Annotated in this window: 15 protein-coding genes and 4 pseudogenes; 13 read left to right on the plus strand and 6 right to left on the minus strand. The window is 35.5% G+C overall.

What is annotated here, in order from left to right:
- Positions 1-133: 133 nt before the first annotated feature.
- A complete protein-coding gene (locus LC087_RS00355) occupies positions 134-721 on the plus strand; it encodes a class D sortase (protein ID WP_226539435.1) in 588 nt (195 codons plus the stop codon).
- Positions 722-724: 3 nt separating this feature from the next.
- Here the strand turns inward: LC087_RS00355 and LC087_RS00360 are convergent, their stop codons facing one another.
- Positions 725-1,630: an RluA family pseudouridine synthase gene (locus LC087_RS00360; protein WP_226539434.1), complete on the minus strand. Its 906-nt coding sequence runs from the start codon at positions 1,628-1,630 to the stop codon at positions 725-727.
- 123 nt (positions 1,631-1,753) lie between these two features.
- Between LC087_RS00360 and LC087_RS00365 the strand changes: the two genes are divergently transcribed.
- The 7 genes and pseudogenes from LC087_RS00365 to LC087_RS00395 all read left to right on the plus strand — a co-directional run bounded on the left by LC087_RS00365 (position 1,754) and on the right by LC087_RS00395 (position 9,610).
- Complete coding sequence (locus tag LC087_RS00365) at positions 1,754-2,119, plus strand: DUF5365 family protein (protein WP_226539433.1); 366 nt, start codon at positions 1,754-1,756, stop codon at positions 2,117-2,119.
- 107 nt (positions 2,120-2,226) lie between these two features.
- Positions 2,227-3,909, plus strand: coding sequence for a glycoside hydrolase family 13 protein (locus LC087_RS00370; RefSeq protein ID WP_226539432.1), 1,683 nt, complete (start codon positions 2,227-2,229; stop codon positions 3,907-3,909).
- Positions 3,910-3,970: 61 nt separating this feature from the next.
- Complete coding sequence (locus LC087_RS00375; RefSeq protein ID WP_226539431.1) at positions 3,971-4,399, plus strand: CBS domain-containing protein; 429 nt, start codon at positions 3,971-3,973, stop codon at positions 4,397-4,399.
- A gap of 247 nt (positions 4,400-4,646) precedes the next feature.
- Positions 4,647-5,217, plus strand: a pseudogene (locus LC087_RS00380) (glycerol-3-phosphate responsive antiterminator).
- Positions 5,218-5,391: 174 nt separating this feature from the next.
- Entirely contained in the window at positions 5,392-6,213 is an 822-nt protein-coding gene (locus tag LC087_RS00385; protein WP_226539430.1) for an MIP/aquaporin family protein, read from the plus strand.
- 46 nt (positions 6,214-6,259) lie between these two features.
- Positions 6,260-7,748 (plus strand): annotated as a pseudogene (gene glpK / locus LC087_RS00390) (glycerol kinase GlpK).
- A 179-nt stretch (positions 7,749-7,927) separates the two neighbouring features.
- Positions 7,928-9,610, plus strand: a complete 1,683-nt coding sequence (locus LC087_RS00395) for a glycerol-3-phosphate dehydrogenase/oxidase (RefSeq protein WP_226539428.1) — start codon at positions 7,928-7,930, stop codon at positions 9,608-9,610.
- Between the two features lie 223 nt (positions 9,611-9,833).
- On the opposite strand, the gene LC087_RS00400 is transcribed toward LC087_RS00395, so the two are convergent.
- From LC087_RS00400 to LC087_RS00410, 3 genes are all read right to left on the minus strand, one after another.
- Positions 9,834-10,454, minus strand: coding sequence for a lysozyme inhibitor LprI family protein (locus LC087_RS00400; RefSeq protein WP_226539427.1), 621 nt, complete (start codon positions 10,452-10,454; stop codon positions 9,834-9,836).
- A 150-nt stretch (positions 10,455-10,604) separates the two neighbouring features.
- Complete coding sequence (locus LC087_RS00405) at positions 10,605-11,255, minus strand: Bax inhibitor-1/YccA family protein (protein ID WP_226539426.1); 651 nt, start codon at positions 11,253-11,255, stop codon at positions 10,605-10,607.
- Positions 11,256-11,385: 130 nt separating this feature from the next.
- Positions 11,386-11,943 carry a DM13 domain-containing protein gene (locus tag LC087_RS00410; protein ID WP_226539425.1) on the minus strand — a complete coding sequence of 186 codons (558 nt, stop codon included), beginning with the start codon at positions 11,941-11,943 and terminating at the stop codon, positions 11,386-11,388.
- Positions 11,944-12,197: 254 nt separating this feature from the next.
- Here LC087_RS00410 and LC087_RS00415 point away from each other — a divergent pair, with 254 nt between their 5' ends.
- From LC087_RS00415 to LC087_RS00430, 4 genes and pseudogenes are all read left to right on the plus strand, one after another.
- On the plus strand, positions 12,198-13,322 hold the full coding sequence (locus LC087_RS00415; protein WP_226539424.1) for a GAF domain-containing sensor histidine kinase: 1,125 nt from the start codon (positions 12,198-12,200) through the stop codon (positions 13,320-13,322).
- Positions 13,323-13,330: 8 nt separating this feature from the next.
- Positions 13,331-13,966, plus strand: coding sequence for a response regulator (locus LC087_RS00420; protein ID WP_226539423.1), 636 nt, complete (start codon positions 13,331-13,333; stop codon positions 13,964-13,966).
- Positions 13,967-13,993: 27 nt separating this feature from the next.
- Complete coding sequence (locus LC087_RS00425; protein WP_226539422.1) at positions 13,994-14,527, plus strand: NADPH-dependent FMN reductase; 534 nt, start codon at positions 13,994-13,996, stop codon at positions 14,525-14,527.
- A 1-nt stretch (position 14,528) separates the two neighbouring features.
- Positions 14,529-14,618, plus strand: a pseudogene (locus tag LC087_RS00430) (VOC family protein); the annotation flags it as partial.
- Positions 14,619-14,709: 91 nt separating this feature from the next.
- Here LC087_RS00430 and LC087_RS00435 read toward each other — a convergent pair.
- Positions 14,710-14,970 carry a YhdB family protein gene (locus tag LC087_RS00435; protein WP_226539421.1) on the minus strand — a complete coding sequence of 87 codons (261 nt, stop codon included), beginning with the start codon at positions 14,968-14,970 and terminating at the stop codon, positions 14,710-14,712.
- 214 nt (positions 14,971-15,184) lie between these two features.
- Complete coding sequence (locus LC087_RS00440) at positions 15,185-15,616, minus strand: RrF2 family transcriptional regulator (protein WP_226539420.1); 432 nt, start codon at positions 15,614-15,616, stop codon at positions 15,185-15,187.
- Positions 15,617-15,844: 228 nt separating this feature from the next.
- On the opposite strand from LC087_RS00440, the pseudogene hmpA reads away from it, so the two are divergent.
- Positions 15,845-17,037 (plus strand): annotated as a pseudogene (gene hmpA / locus LC087_RS00445) (NO-inducible flavohemoprotein).
- Positions 17,038-17,055 lie beyond the last annotated feature (18 nt).

The raw sequence follows: 17,055 nt of genomic DNA on the forward strand, positions 1-17,055 counted from the left end.
TGTTTCATGCTCCATTATAAATTCACTCTTTCTCTTTTGCTTTTTAGTTAAGATTGGTTGTTTAAATTTGATATAATGATGATGAACTCTTTTTATGGAGTATATCATATAATTTTACAAAGGTGTGAAATAATTGGGGAAGTTTATTTCTTGGTTACTAATTATCACGGGTGGGGTTTTATTAGCATTTGGTGGATGGAAAATATACGACACTAATCAACAGACGACCCATTCTTTAGCAGAAGCGAAAGAAATTGTTGGTAATCAATTAGAAACAACAGATGAAGAAAAAAAGGTGGAAGCTGAAAAATTCACTCCTGGTGTAGGAGATGTCATTGGTGTTTTAGAATTACCAACGATTGATGCTGAATTGCCCATTGTTGAAGGGACAGACCCAGATGATTTAGAGAAAGGGGTCGGACATTATAAAGGGAGCTATTATCCAGATGAAACGGGACAGATCGTCTTATCAGGTCATCGTGATACCGTGTTTCGTAAGGCGGGGGATTTAAAAATAGGCGATCAAATTAAGGTTCAAATGCCTTACGGTGAATATACGTATGAAATCTTGGATACAAAAATTGTCGATAAAGATGATACTAGCATCATTACACTCCAAAGTGAAAAGGAAGAGTTACTAATAACAACTTGTTATCCGTTTAGTTATGTAGGAGATGCTCCGGAAAGATATATTATTTATGCCGAAAAAATAGAGGGCTAAATTCTAGTCCTCTATTCTTTTTAAATCATCAGGTACAGGAGTATTTATAATTAATTTTTGCTTTGTAATCGGGTGAACGAATTCAATTTTATAAGCGTGAAGAGCTTGTCTACTTATTCGTTCTGTTCCTCCTCCATATAAAGTATCGCCCATGATAGGATAACCAATATGACTTAAATGAACGCGAATTTGATGTGTTCTTCCAGTGTCAAGCTGTAAGTTTACTATTGAAAAATGCCTCTTATCATTGTACTTGTATAGCTCATAATGAGTAACGGCTTTTTGCCCATTTTTAGATACGCGTTGTCTGTTGGAAGAATAACGATCTTTTCCGATCGGTTCGTTAATAGTCCCTTTAATTGGCGAAATCTTTCCATTTACATAAGCTGTATACGTCCGTTTAATTTTTCTTTCCGTTAACATTTGGTCCAAAAGCTGATGACAGTATGCGTGTTTAGCGAAAAGGATGGCTCCTGATGTGTTTTCATCTAAACGGTGGATATGACGGACTTTTCTCTTTAACCCCTTATGTTGGTAATAAAAAGAAACTGCATTGGCTAACGTATCCTTTTCGTCAGGATGATTTGGATGTGTTTTTATATAAGCGGGTTTATTAATAATGATAAGGTGTTCATCTTCAAATAACACATCAATCTTTTTATCGTAAGGCTCTAATTCACTTTCTTCTTCTTCTATTATTTCGATGGATACCTTGTCTCCTTTTTTTAGGGGCTTTCCCCAATTTGGGAGAGAACCATTTAAAAACACTTTCTTCTCAATACGCCATTGATAGGCCAGTTTTTTTGAAACTTTTAATTTCTTCTTGAGAGCGTCTTGTACAAGTAAACCTTCCCAGTCTTCGGGAGTGAAAAACTCCATTCGATCAGTATTTTTTATCAAATTGATCACCATAATTTCTTCAATTTTCTTTAACTCATGAATCTATTCTATTATATGAAACACTTACCTGTAAAATTTGAATAAAACGTATGCTATTGTATGAATGAATGAGAAAAAAGGGTGGTTATAAAAATGAAAATAGTTGTTTCTTCTACTGAAGAACAAGAGAAGTATATGGATGAATTAGTCGGTAAAATGTATAAAGAAGTGTTTCCAAAATTTTTTTCAGAAGAAAAGATTGAACAGTTCAAAAACATGGAAATATTGATTCCAACCGATCAAGATCGATATCATAATAGTACATTGCAAGATTGTTTTCATATTATTTCTTCGTTACAAGCGTTGTTGGCTATTATTGAAGATAATAACCCATTACAATATAAAGAGAAGTTTGACCAGAACGTGAAAAAGTTACAAGAGTACGGTTATCAATTTCCGTTATCCATTAACGAAATAGTCTCTATAAATGAAGGTTCGATAAAAACATCTTGTCATTAAAAATGGTGAGGACTTCTTTGCTTGAGAAGTCCTTTCTATTGTTATAATAGATAGAGAAAGTATTTGGTGAAAAGGCGCAATCGATTGCATATAGGGGAGGGCTATTTATGAAATCAAACTGGTGGAAAGACGCTGTCGTTTATCAAATTTATCCACGAAGCTTTAACGATTCAAATGGAGATGGGATTGGTGATCTTCAAGGAATTATCGAGAAACTGAATTACATAAAGAAACTCGGTGTAGACATTATTTGGCTATCTCCTGTTTATGAATCTCCGAATGATGACAATGGTTATGATATTAGTGATTATCGGAAGATTATGAATGAATTTGGTACTATGCGAGATTGGGAAGAGATGCTAGCTGAAATTCATAAAAGAGACATGAAACTAATGATGGATCTTGTCGTCAATCATACGTCAGATGAGCATCACTGGTTTCAAGAAGCAAGAAAAAGTAAAGACAATCCTTACCGAGACTATTATATTTGGAGGCCAGGGAAAGAGGGGAGAGAACCGAACAATTGGGAATCGGTTTTTGGTGGATCAGTTTGGCAATATGATTCGCTAACAAGTGAATACTATTTACATATCTTCTCGAGAAAACAACCTGATTTGAATTGGGAAAACGAAAAGGTTAGACAAGAGGTTTATGAAATGATGAAGTTTTGGTTAGATAAAGGTGTCAATGGGTTTAGAATGGATGTCATCAATTTTATTTCAAAAATTGAAGGATTACCAGATGCACCGAATCCAGAAAACAAACAGTATGTTTCTGGAGAGAAGTTTTTTATCAATGGACCGAAAATTCACGATTATTTACAAGAGTTACACAAAGAAGTATTAGCTAACTATGAAGTTGTAACAGTAGGAGAAATGCCCGGTGCGACAGTTGAAGATGCTTTGCTTTATACAGCAGAGGACCGAAAGGAAGTCGATATGATCTTTACTTTCGAACATATGGATTTAGATAAACAGAAAGATGGAAGTAAATGGGATATCAAACCATTAAAGCTTACTGATCTAAAAGAAAATTTATCAAAATGGCAAAAGGGGTTGCAAAATAAAGGTTGGAACAGTCTATATTGGAATAACCATGACCAACCAAGGGTTGTTTCTCGGTTTGGTAATGACAAGGAATACCGCATGGAATCGGCGAAGATGCTTGCCACTTGCCTTCATATGATGAAGGGTACACCTTATATTTATCAAGGTGAAGAAATCGGCATGACGAATGTGGCGTTTCATTCGATTGATGAGTACAAAGATATTGAGACCTTGAATATGTATAACGAAGCTGTACGAATAAATCATCCTCAACAAGTCATGGAATCTATTTATGCCAAAGGAAGAGATAATGCAAGAACGCCTATGCAATGGGATGATAGCAAAAATGCAGGCTTTACGACAGGTGAGCCTTGGTTGAAAGTAAATCCTAACTATAAAGAAGTAAACGTCGAAACAGCTTTAAAGGATCCCAATTCAATCTTTTATTATTATCAAAAATTAATTTCACTTCGAAAAGAACATGAGATTATCGTTCATGGTGATTTTAGCCTTTTATATGAATATGATGAACAAATTTTTTCTTATACAAGAACCTATCAAAATGAAATGCTTATCGTGATGGCAAATTTTTCGGATGGGGAAACCTTATTTGAATTACCGAATACGATCATTTATGAAACAAAACAACTTCTTATTCATAACTATGATGTCCGTGAAGAAGAAAAAATAGAAGTTTGTATTTTAAGACCTTGGGAAGCTAGAGTGTATAAACTGATCAATTAAAAAATTTTTAGTAAAAATTCACTTTCTGAACAAACTAAAGTTGAAAGGAGAGTGAATAGCGATGAGTAACATTCGAGAAATTATGTCCAGTAACGTCGCTTGTGTTTCTTCCCAGCAATCCTTGCAAGAAGCTGCCGAATTAATGATTCAATATAATGTAGGTTCTGTCCCTGTTGTGGATAACGGGAAATTATGTGGAATCATAACAGATCGAGACATTACCACAAGGGCAACAGCAAAAGGGAAGCTTGGGAATACACCGGTAAGTGAAATTATGTCAACCAATTTAGTGTCAGGGAATCCAAATATGAGCACTGAAGAGGCTTCGCAATTAATGGCTCAAAACCAAATTCGTAGGTTGCCAGTTGTTGAAAATGATCAAATAGTCGGGATGGTCGCACTAGGAGATTTAGCAACTTCACAATATTCTAACGAGGCGGCTGGACAAGCATTATCGAACATATCGCAAAATAATTATACAACACAGTAAACATAATATAGGGCGTTCAATAAGTTGTTTTTGACTTTTGAGCGTCCTTTAATTATTAAAAATGGTGTTGTTTATTAATAAAAAAGCTTTCCAATAGTATTAGGAAATTATAAAATAATATGATAAGACTACTATATTTATTCATTGACTTTGCCCTTATTTGGTTTATTTTTCTTGTTTAGCTAGTGCTTTCATCCACTTTTATGGTGGGTTGCGGTTTTTTAAGAAATTTCAAGGAGGAACTATTTTGAGTTTTGATGGACAAACGGTTTTACCTGCAATTCGTACAATGAAGCAGTTCGATCATTTTCTTAGAGGCCCATTAAAATATGGTGTATTGCTCGATAGTCATTTAGGACACCTTAAAGGAATTGTTGCAGCCAGTAAAAAGGGTGATAAGCAATTACTTATTCATCTAGATTTAATTAACGGGTTAAAACATGATGAGCATGGCTGCAGAATTTATTTGTCAAGAGATTAAACCAGCAGGGGTGATTTCGACTAGATCCAGTGTTGTTAGTAAAGTAAAACAAAAAGGGCTTATCTCTGTTCAACGGCTGTTTTTATTAGATGCAATGGCACTAGAAAAGAGTAAAGAAGTTATTCAAAAACATAAGCCAGATTTTATCGAATTACTCCCTGGACTCGTTCCTTCTATGATTCAAGAGGTGAAAAAAGATACAGGGACACCTATTTTAACAGGGGGATTAATTCGTACGGAACAAGATGTAAATAATGCGCTTGAAGCAGGGGCTACAGCTATAACGACTTCAAGGGAAGAACTGTGGAATTTAGCTAAAATAAACAAAAGAGGTTGACAGATTGGATAATAGGATGATATTCTCTTAATAAGTTAATAAATGTGGCGGAGATGAGGAGAACCACGGCAGTCGATTCCTAAAACAGGTATCGTTCTTGTTGTGGTTCTTTTTGATTTTCTAATAAAGCGCTTTCATCAATGCTGTGTTTTGACAACTATAGGAGGGGATTATATGACACCATTTTTAGGGGAATTAGTAGGAACAATGCTTTTAATAATTTTTGGAGCTGGGGTTGTTGCAGGTGTAAGCTTAAAAAAATCTCTAGCTGAAGGATCTGGATGGATTGTAATTACATTTGGATGGGGATTTGCAGTTGCCTTTGCTGTATATGCAGTTGGAAGCATTAGTGGGGCTCACATTAATCCTGCTGTAACAATCGGTTTAGCAGTGAGTGGAAGTTTTCCGTGGGCAGATGTCCCATCTTATATTTTAGCGCAAATGATCGGCGCATTTCTAGGGGCTGCTTGTATTTATCTTCATTATTATCCTCATTGGAAGGAAACGGATGATCCAGGTGCTAAGTTAGGTGTATTTTCAACTGGACCTGCGATTCCAAACTTATTTGGGAACTTTTTTAGTGAAGTCTTTGGAACATTTATATTAGTGGTAAGTTTATTATATATAGGGGCAAATGAATTTACAGAAGGACTTAACCCGTTAATTGTCGGATTTTTGATTGTCGCGATTGGTTTGTCTTTAGGGGGGACAACAGGTTATGCAATCAATCCTGCGAGGGATCTAGGACCTAGAATTGCTCACTTTTTCTTACCGATTCCTGGTAAGGGTGCTTCCAATTGGTCATATGCATGGATTCCAGTCATCGCTCCAATCATTGGTGGTGGATATGCCGCATATTTCTATAAGTTTATTTTCTTAGGAGAAGGACAAAGTCAATTTTTTATTGTAAGCGCTATTTTAATAGCCTTATTGATTGGTATATTTGCAGTTTCAAAACAAACTCATGCTAAAATGACACAGAAACAAGTTGCTTAAAGTTTAGACGACAGCAACTATAAAAAATAACTCGGGGGTATGAAAAATGGAAAAATACATCTTATCTTTAGACCAAGGAACAACTAGTTCAAGAGCAATATTATTTAATAAAGCTGGAGAGATTGTTCATACATCTCAAAAGGAATTCACGCAAATATTTCCTAACCCAGGTTGGGTAGAACACAATGCGAATGAAATATGGGGATCTGTATTAGCTGTAATTGCAGGTGTGTTATCAGAATCGGGAGTAAAGCCTGAGCAAATAGCTGGCATTGGTATTACAAACCAAAGAGAAACGACGGTTGTTTGGGACAAGAACACAAGTGAACCTGTATACAATGCAGTTGTGTGGCAATCAAGACAGACTGCGGATATTTGTCACGAGCTGAAAGAAAAAGGATATGAAAAAATTGTTAGAGATAAAACAGGTTTACTTATTGATGCCTATTTCTCTGGAACGAAAGTAAAATGGATTTTAGACAATGTTGAAGGGGCAAGGGAAAAAGCTGAGAATGGAGATCTATTATTCGGCACAATTGATACGTGGCTTATTTGGAAGCTTTCAGGTGGTAAAGCTCATGTTACGGATTACTCCAATGCTTCTAGAACATTAATGTACAACATTTATGACTTGCAATGGGATGAAGAGCTTCTAGAAATGCTTGATGTACCAGCTTCTATGCTACCAGAAGTAAAACCATCTTCTGAAATCTATGCTCATACGATTGACTATCACTTCTTTGGAAAAGAAATACCAATTGCTGGGGTAGCGGGTGATCAGCAAGCGGCTCTGTTTGGTAATGCTTGTTATGAAAAAGGAATGGCTAAAAACACGTATGGTACAGGTTGTTTCATGTTGATGAATACCGGTGAAGAAGCAATTAAATCAGAGCACGGTTTATTAACGACCATTGCTTGGGGAATTGATGGAAAAGTTGAGTATGCCTTAGAAGGAAGTATCTTCGTTGCTGGCTCTGCTATCCAATGGCTAAGAGATGGAATGCGTATGTTGAAAGATGCGAAAGAAAGTGAAACGTATGCTGAAAGAGTTGAATCTACTGATGGGGTTTATGTAGTTCCAGCGTTTGTAGGTCTTGGAACACCTTATTGGGATAGTGAAGTTAGAGGATCAGTATTTGGTTTGACACGTGGAACGACAAAAGAACATTTTGTCCGTGCGACGCTTGAGTCATTAGCTTATCAAACGAAAGACGTTCTTGGTGCAATGGAGGCAGATTCCAATATTTCCTTAAAAACATTGCGTGTCGATGGTGGAGCCGTTAAAAATAATGTCCTCATGCAATTCCAAAGCGATATTTTAGGCACAGATGTTGAACGCCCTGTGGTTAATGAAACAACGGCTCTAGGTGCCGCTTATTTAGCTGGTAGCTGTTGGTTATTGGGAAAATAGAGAGGAAATCTCACAGCAATGGAATCTTGATAAGTCATTCCAACCTAAAATGGCTGAAGAGAAAAAAGAAGAGCTTTATAGCGGTTGGAAAAAAGCTGTAGAAGCAACGATGGTGTTTAAATAAGCTAATCACTTTCTTTAATCAAAGTATTATGATATAATATAATTAAGTTAATAATAATGGTTGGAGATTAGGAGAGACCATGAATTGAAGGAAGTAGCATTCCTTTGATTTGTGGTCTCTTTTTTCATGGTTTAAGGTAAAATTACCCAACTGCAAGAAATGAAATGGGGGGATGAAAAATGGCACGCGAGTTTTCAAGTTTAAAACGTGATGAATATAAAAAGGAAATGAGCTCTAAAACCTATGATGTGTTAGTCATTGGTGGAGGTATTACAGGTTGTGGGATTGCACTAGATGCAACAACGAGGGGAATGGATGTCGCTTTAGTTGAGATGCAGGATTTCGGAGCAGGTACCTCTAGTCGTTCAACGAAACTGGTTCATGGGGGCTTACGCTATTTGAAACAATTTGAAGTGAAAATGGTAGCTGAAGTTGGAAAAGAAAGAGCAATCGTTTATGAAAATGGTCCTCACGTAACAACGCCTGAATGGATGCTACTTCCTTTTCATAAGGGAGGGACTTTTGGAAAGTTTTCAACGTCCATCGGACTTCGTCTTTATGACTTTTTAGCTTCTGTTAAAAAAGATGAAAGAAGAACGATGCATTCTAGAGAAGAAACACTTGCAATGGAGCCTTTAGTTAAACAAGAGGACCTTAAAGGCGGCGGTTATTACGTCGAATATCGAACAGATGATGCTCGTTTAACAATTGAAGTGATGAAGGAAGCTCATAAATTCGGCGCAGATGCGCTTAACTATGCTCAAGTAGAGAAACTTATTTATAAAGACGGTAAAGTGGTCGGTGCAACAGTATTAGACCGCTTAACAAATAAAACGTTTGATATTTATGCGAAGAAAATTATTAACGCAACAGGTCCATGGGTAGATACATTACGAGAAAAAGATAACTCGAAAAAAGGAAAACAGCTTCATCTAACAAAAGGGATTCATTTAGTATTTGACCAATCTGTTTTTCCATTGAAACAAGCAATCTATTTTGACACTCCTGATGGAAGAATGGTGTTTGCTATTCCGCGTGAAGGTAAGGCATACGTTGGAACAACAGATACCGTTTATAAAGGTGATATCGCCAATCCTAAAATGACAATAGAAGACCGTGATTACGTGTTGAATGCGATTAAATATATGTTCCCTTCAGTAAAAGTAACAGCGGACGATGTTGAATCAAGTTGGGCAGGACTTAGACCTCTTATTCATGAAGAAGGTAAAGATCCTTCTGAAATTTCACGCAAAGATGAAATATGGACTTCTGAATCAGGTTTAATCACGATTGCTGGGGGAAAATTAACAGGATACCGTAAAATGTCTGAACAAGTCGTCGACAAAGTCGTGGACGTCTTTAAAAGAGAAGGAGAAAAAGATTACGGAAAAACGAAAACGAAGCACATGCCAATTTCTGGTGGGCATGTTAATGGATCTAAAAATCTCCCTCAATATGTTTTAGACAAAACAGAAGCAGGGATGAAAATAGGTTTGAATAAAGAGGAAGCACAAAAATTAGCCAATCATTACGGTTCTAATGTAGATAAAGTGTTTGAACTCGTATTGGAGTTGAAAGAGCAAGAAGAGAAATATCAACTTCCGGTTTCTATTTTGGCACAGGTTGAATATGGGATTAGATATGAACATGTTGCTATCCCTATTGATTTCTTTATTAGAAGAACTGGAGCCCTATTTTTCGATATTCATTGGGTGCATAAATGGAAAGATCGAGTATTAAAATATATGTCTGATCGCTTAAACTGGACATCTGCCCAATTTGAGATGTATAAGAGTGAGTTGGAACAAGCATTGCATGATGCAGTGACACCGGTTTCCAAGGCTAAAGATCTGGGAGCATAGAAAAAAGTGTTGTAATTTCTAGTGGTTACATTCTCGTTGAGTGTAACCACTTTTTCTTATTCGGTTTTAATAGGGAGTCAATATTTTCGATCAACTTGATTTTTAGATGCATATAATTTACTATTTATAGAATAATAGAAAAATATTCAATAGTAATGATTACATAAAAATAGATCTCTCTGTTTGACAGAAACAAACAGAGAGATAGATGCTCTCTATAAAATCACTTCATATATATATCTACTAACTCATAACATCTCTCTTTTGTTAATTTAGCCTTCGTGTTTAACAGTTGAAATGTTTCCAACGATCCTCCTTGATAAACTGAAGCCTCTTCTTCTGCGATTGCATCCCTTTCATTTATCCAATTTAATTGCTCTTCTCTTAGCTTTCTAAATTCATTATTTGTCAACTGACCTTTTAGCACACCATAAATCTCGTTTAATGCATCGTCCCACATTTGATGTATGTCCGCTTGTAATTCATTCATTTCGGTTTGTGTTTCACTTTTTTGAAGTTTAGATTCTAGTACCCTTACACTGTTTTCGACCTCATCTAGCTTGTCATTATATATTTTTTTTGTACTTTCAATCTGTTCATTGCTTTCTTCAGATTGATTACTAGTCTGTTTATTTTCGTCTTCAACTTTATCATTATTATTAGAAGAACTGGATGTCTCATCTTGTCCTTCTCTGTCCTTCTTTTGTTCTTGGCTACTATTTTCTGCTTCTTCTACACTAGTATTATGGTCAGTAGCATCGTTTTTCGCTTGTTCACTAGATTCATCGTTACTGCAACTCACTAAAAAGAAAATGGAAATAAAGAGTATTAAGCAATTTTTCAAGATTTTCAGCTCCTCAAATTTTTATATGTTCTTTACGTTATGCTTTTGATTACAAATTGTTCGTAGTAGTTTTCTGAAAATGAAAAAAGATCACACTAGGTCAATTTTTTGACGTAGTATAATCTTTTGAAGTTCTGTTCTCACTTGTTTCTAGTCTTTAGAAACAAAGCTTGCAATTATTCGCAGTATATCTAAGAACAAATTAATAAAATCAATATATAAGTTTAATACGGCTGCTGGAACATCCTTTTCATCCACTAGGTGATTTTTCATCATCGAAACATCATAAAGCACATAACCAGAGAAAAGAAGGACACCTACCCATGCCATAGCAAGATGAAAGGTTTCAGATTTAATAAAGAAAACGCCAATAATGCTCAATACAATTAAAGAAATTAAACCGATGAATAACATTCCACCTAAAAATGAGAAATCTCTCTTCGTTGTATAGGCGTATATAAATAACGACCCAAAGACAAATGCCGTAACACCGAAAGCGGTAAGAACAACATTAGCTCCTACAGTGGATAAATAATAACCAACCGTAGGGTAAATGGATAGACCCATAAGGAATGTGAAAATAAATAAGAAAGGCAGAGGGATTCGAAAACCAAACGGTCCAGCACTTTTCCTTTTAATAATGGCCGTAATAATTAAGATAACGATAATGATAACACCAATCCCACTGGCTAGTGCAGCTGGTACATAAAGCATACCTATCACCATACCAAGGAAACTTACTAATAATGTCATGAAAAAAGTAGGGAGTACTTTTTGTGTAATTAAATTTTGTTCGTGCAACTGAAAGGCCCTCCAATGATTAAGTTAAAATAATGTTACATGTGTCTATCATACATGACAAAGACATCTCTTTGCTATGTAATTTGTTGTATAGCATCTATATTATTACAAAAACAACTGTCAGAGAAAATCAAATTTCTTTTAAAGGTGCCGCTCCAAAAGAGACACTAAATCTCTTACACCAGATTGAAACAGATTGATATTTGGTTAAGTCTATATCATCAGGAATTTGATAATTTTGATTCCCTTTATTCCCTTTTAATTTTCCTAGATTGATGAAATTGTCATCTTTAATTTGATCGTCACTTGTAACATCCTCAGTTGCGACTAAGTATACAAAAACATCAGGTCCATCAGAAGTACTAAAGTCCGTTAAACGTAAGATTTTTTCCCCACTCGCTAATTGATGTATAGTAGCCGTACCTTCTGCTTTTTTTGATCCGTCGTGAAATTCACCACTATAAAGCTGTTCATCTTCTTTTTCTTGTTGATGATCTTCCTCATTTTTTTCTGTTTGATTACGATCAGTGGACTCATTGCTTTCTTCTTCTTGAGCAGTCTCGCTAATCGGAAACTCTTCATCCACTTCTCGATCTAAAAAAGCTCGTTCCGGTCTAAATATAGCCCATGCAGCAAGTAACATGATGATTAAAGCGGTGGATAAATAAAACAGAGACTTCTTTTTCATACTAAACCACTCCCCATTTCCTTTTCTTTATAATACAATACTGAACAGCGTTCTTTCATTAAAAAATGTTCAACGGTAACTTTTTCTACATCAAAAGTCGTAGAAGAAAATCATGCCATTGTTGAACGATATATATGTTTATTCTTGATATACTATGATTAATGAGGTTGTTCAAAAAGATCTATGATGAACACATCTCCGATATGGAGGTTGAACTTAGTTTCCACTGGACTGCAAGGGGACAGAGGTGAATTATGGAAAAAGATGAAAAAAGAGTGGAAGAGCTTTTAATGTTAAAAACAATAGCTGAAACATTAAACATGGGAAACGACCTAGAATCAATGCTTGATGAAGTTATGAAGAAGCTGTTACAAGTAACAGGATTAACGACAGGATGGATCTTTTTAATTAATGATAAAGGAAACTACGAGTTAAAAGCGGAACAATCCTTACCTGAAGGGTTATGTTATGAAAATAAAAAGCCGATGTGTGAAGGTGATTGTTGGTGTTTAGAACGTTATCGTGATGGGCGATTGAATCGAGCGACGAACATTATCAATTGTAAACGAATTGATGATGCCATTGAATATGGTTGGGGGGATACTGAAAATTTCACCCATCATGCCACCGTTCCTTTAAAGGCAGGAGACGAAAGTGTAGGGCTTTTAAATATAGGCTCACCTTTTAAAACCCATTTTACTGAAGAAGAGCTCTTTTTATTAGAAAATGTTGCGTTTCAAATTGGAGCAGCTATAAAGAGAGTTCAGTTATCTGAAAATGAGCAAAAGCTAGCGTTACTTGCAGAAAGGAATCGCTTAGCACAAGACTTGCATGATTCGGTTAACCAGCTGCTATTTTCCTTATCACTAACCGCACGTACAACGAAAGAACTAACTTCTGAGCCCCGTGTACTTGACATGTTATCTATGATGCAAGAATTATCACAAGAAGCATTAATGGAGATGAAAGCGTTAATATGGCAACTTCGACCTAATGGATTAGAAAAAGGGATTGGCTATGCCCTTACTCGTTATTGTGATGTCATAGGATTGAAATTATTCAAGCAAATTCAAGGTGTTGGACGATTGCCTCATGAAGTGGAAGAAACGTTATGGAGAATTGGTCAAGAGGCATTAAATAATTGTAAAAAACATGCTCAAATTGATGAAGTTGAATTATCGATTAAAAAGAAATTGAATCAAGTTGACATGATGATTAAGGATCAAGGAATTGGCTTCATGTATGATTCAGCTCCAAATCTTCCTTCTGTAGGACTTGCAAGTATGAAGGAACGAGCGGAAAAGCTTAGTGGAACCTTCCAATTAGAAAGTCAAAACAATAGAGGAACCACAATTACGGTTTCGATTCCAATTAGGTAGGTGGTTATATGATTAAGGTATTGATTGTGGATGACCATCATATGGTTCGAAAAGGACTTACGATGTTTTTAAGCACACAAAAAGACATAGACATTGTTGGTGAAGCTGTTAATGGTGAAGAAGCAATTGAGAAAGCAATGAATTTACAACCTGATGTGATCCTAATGGATCTAATTATGCCAATAATTAATGGAGCAGAGGCGACGAAGGTCATTAAAGAGAAAATCAGCGAGGTCCATATCATTATGCTAACGAGTTTTGCTGATGAAGATCATGTCATTCCTGCTTTAGAAGCGGGGGCATCTGGGTATCAGTTAAAGGATATAGAGCCAGACGAGCTTGTTCTAACGATTCGAAACGTTATGAATGGAAATCATCAGCTTCATCCTAAAGTAACCAGTCATGTGATGACACATTTATCAGGGAATCGAAACAAACAAGAATCTTTATTACAAACGCTAACCAATCGTGAGACAGAAGTATTAAAAGAAATCGCTAGGGGAAAGTCCAATAAAGAAATTGCTCACACTTTGTATATAACAGAAAAAACCGTCAAAACACATGTGTCAAATATTTTAGCAAAGCTTGAGCTTTCTGATCGTACACAGGCTGCCTTATTAGCTGTTAAAGAAAAATTAGTATGAATATAAATTTTGAAAGGAATGATAAGAATGAAATTAGTAGTAATTAGTGGAACACCTCGTAAACATGGGAGAACAAGAATTGCCTCGCAATATATTGCGAAAGAGCATGATATGGATTTGATTGATTTAAGTGAATTTGGTCTTCCTTTATATACTGGGGAGCAAGATCAATCGGACAACACACAAGTGAAAGAATGGAAAGAAACCATTTTAAATGCGGATGGCGTGGTGATTTTATCCCCAGAATATCATAGTGGGATGAGTGGAGTGTTAAAAAATGCGATAGATTTTTTAAGTAATGAACAATTTTCTCATAAGCCTATTGCTTTACTAGCTGTTGCTGGGGGAGGAAAAGGAGGAATGAACGCCCTAAATAATATGAGGACGGTCATGAGAGGCGTTTATGCAAACGTCATTCCGAAGCAGCTTATATTAGACCCGAGCGATTTTGACTATGATAATGACTCCGTTACAGAAGACTCTAAAACCTTAATAAATTCTTTAGTAGAAGAATTTTTAGTCTATGTAAAATCATTTTCTCAACTAAGGAAGCAACTTTAACATGATTAAGGGGTTATATGAAGCACATCTTCCGGTTTCTGACCTAGAAAAATCAATCCAGTTTTATAAAAGTCTTGATTTGGAATTAGCCTCAATCTTTTAAATCATAAAATAGATCAAATAAAGTGTTTTTATTACACCTTTATGTATTGGGGAGGAAGTCCAATAATAGGACTTCCTTATTATGTGATATAAACATAATCATCCGATTCTTCATTTAATTTTAGTTCTAGAACATTGAGCGCATTGTCTACGTATTGAAGAAGCCCATTTAATTTGCCCTCAACATTTGTATAGTTGGAATCAAAATTATAGGCGTGTAAAAAGTGTTCAATTCTTTTTGCTAATAGATCGTCATCTGTCCTGACCATTAATATCAATAAATTTTCCCATTGCGAGCGATGTGTATAGTACAAAGCTCTGTCATAATCAGTACTTTTCATCTTTCATTCCTCCCTTATCAAAGGGTATGATTAGTGTGTGGATTTAGTGATTGTTTAACCTCTGCAAATGGTGGAATGAAAGGTATTTGACCATGAGAGAGGACGTCTTATCATCATCGTTAGCCTAAGGACGCAACTGAACTTAGATCATGGACTTACAAAAACCTCAGCTTTTGTATTCAGCGTTCTTCTTCCCCTAATTTTATATCACGCACTATGAAAGAACCTCCCTTATTAATTTTTCACTTGTTATAATATCCGCTAGTGTATAACGGGATAAAACCGTTAAATAGGCTTGTAATGCTTCATTCAAAATATGTTTTAATCCGCAAACGGAAGTGATTTTACATGAATTGTTTTGTTCGTCAAAACATTCCACCATCAAGAAATCTTCTTCTGTTTGCTTTACTACTTCTCCTATATTTATTTCTTTTGGATTTTTCGCGAGTTTAATTCCACCATTTCTTCCTCGAATGGTTTCAATATATCCAAGCTTTCCTAATTGGTAAGTAACTTTCATTAAGTGGTTTTTTGAGATGGAGTAGCTATCTGCTATTTCTTTAATTTGACTTAAACGACCAGGTTCTACAGTCGCCAAATAGATCAATACACGTAAAGAATAATCCGTATAATTCGTTAGTCGCATTTTTAATTCTCCTTCGATTTGATGCAATGGTTAAAAGGTGAGAATGGAATAGTGAAGATGATTTATAGTAGTTTGCGTTTTTCTTCATTATACGTGTCTATTTCGTGAAGGAAAAGTGACAATAATTTTAAAGATGTATTTTAAATATTGTTTTTAGTGAAGGTCACGAGTATATTAAAGATGTATATAAAATATATCTTTAATGAATCGAGAAAAGGAGTGTTGGAAATGCTAGATAAAAAAACAATAGATATTATTAAATCAACTGCACCAGTTCTTAAAGAAAGAGGGACAGAAATTACCTCTCATATGTATCAAAGGATGTTTAAAAATTACCCAGAGTTATTAAATATTTTTAATCATGCTAATCAAATGAAAGGAAGGCAACAAACAGCGCTAGCCAATGCGTTATTTGAAGCGGGTACCCATATAGAAAACTTAGAAGAAATCATACCTCTTGTTGAACAAATTGCTCATAAACATCGTAGTCTAGGGGTAAAAGCAGAACAATATCCTGTTGTCGGTGAGAATTTAATTGCTGCTATGAGGGAAGTTCTTAAAGAAGAACCAGAAGAAATATTTGAAGCTTGGGGAAAAGCTTATCAAGTGATCGCAGACGCTTTTATTAATGTTGAAAAGACGTTTTATGAAAAGGCTGAAAAACAGGAAAATGGTTGGCGCGATTTTGAAGAGTTTGTTATTTGTAAAAAAGAGAAAAAGAAAGTATGTCAATTACCTCTTTTTACTTAAAAAGAAAAGATGGAAAGCCACTACCGAAATTTATAGCTGGACAGTATATTACCGTCAAGTTAAAGGCTCAAGGGGAAGATTATTGGCTTAATCGACAGTATAGTTTATCAAGTAAATATGAATCAAGTATGTATCGCATCTCAGTAAAACGTGAAAAAGAATCAGAAAAGCCGATGGGGAAAGTTTCAAACTATCTACATGATGAAATGGAGGAAGGGGATACTTTATTAGTGTCACCTCCAGCAGGAGAGTTTGTACTCAATGAAAATCAATCTAAACCAATTGTATTTTTAAGCGGGGGTGTAGGAGTAACACCGATGATGAGCATGCTTCATACAATTGTAGAAAAGGAAGAAGACGTCCCTGTCACTTTTATACATGCAACAAGGTCCGTAGAGGATCATGCCTTTAAGGAAGAATTAGATACTCTCAAGCAACAAAATACGCAATTGAAGACATGGATTGCTTATGAAAAAGGAAATCAAGGAGACGTTGAAGGCTATATAACAAAAGACATGTTAGCTGATTTAGTCGATCAAAATTCGATTGTTTATTTATGTGGTCCTGTTTCCTTTATGAAAATAATGATTGATTACTTACAATCGCTTGGGCTAAGTTCGGAACAAATTAAATACGAGTTTTTCGGTCCTTCCTTACAATTGCAAAAATAAGACTTTTTATTGTACAAA

The organism is Bacillus carboniphilus (assembly GCF_020524035.2).
In the GTDB taxonomy this organism is placed as follows: Bacteria; Bacillota; Bacilli; order Bacillales; family JAIVKR01; genus Bacillus_CC.

Coding starts and splice junctions, on each gene's coding strand:
- LC087_RS00365 (WP_226539433.1), top strand. CDS start 1,754: ATGAAAATAGTTGTTTCTTCTACTGAAGAACAAGAGAAGTATATGGAT.
- LC087_RS00370 (WP_226539432.1), top strand. CDS start 2,227: ATGAAATCAAACTGGTGGAAAGACGCTGTCGTTTATCAAATTTATCCA.
- LC087_RS00375 (WP_226539431.1), top strand. CDS start 3,971: ATGAGTAACATTCGAGAAATTATGTCCAGTAACGTCGCTTGTGTTTCT.
- LC087_RS00385 (WP_226539430.1), top strand. CDS start 5,392: ATGACACCATTTTTAGGGGAATTAGTAGGAACAATGCTTTTAATAATT.
- LC087_RS00395 (WP_226539428.1), top strand. CDS start 7,928: ATGGCACGCGAGTTTTCAAGTTTAAAACGTGATGAATATAAAAAGGAA.
- LC087_RS00410 (WP_226539425.1), bottom strand. CDS start 11,943: ATGAAAAAGAAGTCTCTGTTTTATTTATCCACCGCTTTAATCATCATG.
- LC087_RS00415 (WP_226539424.1), top strand. CDS start 12,198: ATGGAAAAAGATGAAAAAAGAGTGGAAGAGCTTTTAATGTTAAAAACA.
- LC087_RS00420 (WP_226539423.1), top strand. CDS start 13,331: ATGATTAAGGTATTGATTGTGGATGACCATCATATGGTTCGAAAAGGA.
- LC087_RS00425 (WP_226539422.1), top strand. CDS start 13,994: ATGAAATTAGTAGTAATTAGTGGAACACCTCGTAAACATGGGAGAACA.
- LC087_RS00435 (WP_226539421.1), bottom strand. CDS start 14,970: ATGAAAAGTACTGATTATGACAGAGCTTTGTACTATACACATCGCTCG.
- LC087_RS00440 (WP_226539420.1), bottom strand. CDS start 15,616: ATGCGACTAACGAATTATACGGATTATTCTTTACGTGTATTGATCTAT.